Annotated in this window: 1 pseudogene; it reads left to right on the top strand. The window is 47.7% G+C overall.

Going from position 1 to position 524, the window contains the following annotated elements:
• Nucleotides 1-175: 175 nt before the first annotated feature.
• Nucleotides 176-524 (top strand): annotated as a pseudogene (locus C6H66_RS25335) (Rha family transcriptional regulator); the annotation flags it as partial.

The raw sequence follows: 524 nt of genomic DNA, 5'->3' as shown, positions 1-524 counted from the left end.
CAGTAACAGCCCCGCGATTGCGAGGCTTTTTTATATCCGTATTTCACCGCGCACCGCAGCGCAATCCACACCGAACCGTTTAGAAATGAGCCTTTGAGGATACCGGCTATGGCTGGCGAGCCTCGGTGGGCTGGTTTCCTATGCGGCAAAGGTTCATCTCTAAAGGTATACGCAAATGAGCACATTAACAGTCAAAACACATTCATCTGTAACCGAAGCTCCAACAATGACCAGCCTTGAAATGGTTGATTACATCAATGCCGAAAGGAAGGCCAAAGCAGAGGCGGAAGGGCTTTCATTTCCATGCAAGAAATACAAGAGGCTACAACACAAAGATTTTCTCAAGAAAGTCCCAAAAGTGTTGGGTGAGGAACACTCAGCGAAATTTTCCGCTCAGTACAAAGACAGTACTGGTCGTGAGCTGCCATGCTATCGATTCCCCAAGCGTGAATCCTGTTTGATGGCAATGAGCTACAGCTATGAGCTGCAAGCGCAAGTATTCGATCACATGACCGAACTTGAGT

The organism is Photorhabdus hindustanensis (assembly GCF_002968995.1).
In the GTDB taxonomy this organism is placed as follows: Bacteria; Pseudomonadota; Gammaproteobacteria; order Enterobacterales; family Enterobacteriaceae; genus Photorhabdus; species Photorhabdus akhurstii.
The sequence above is the reverse complement of the archived record's forward strand: the minus strand, read 5'-3'. Positions and strand labels throughout refer to the sequence as shown.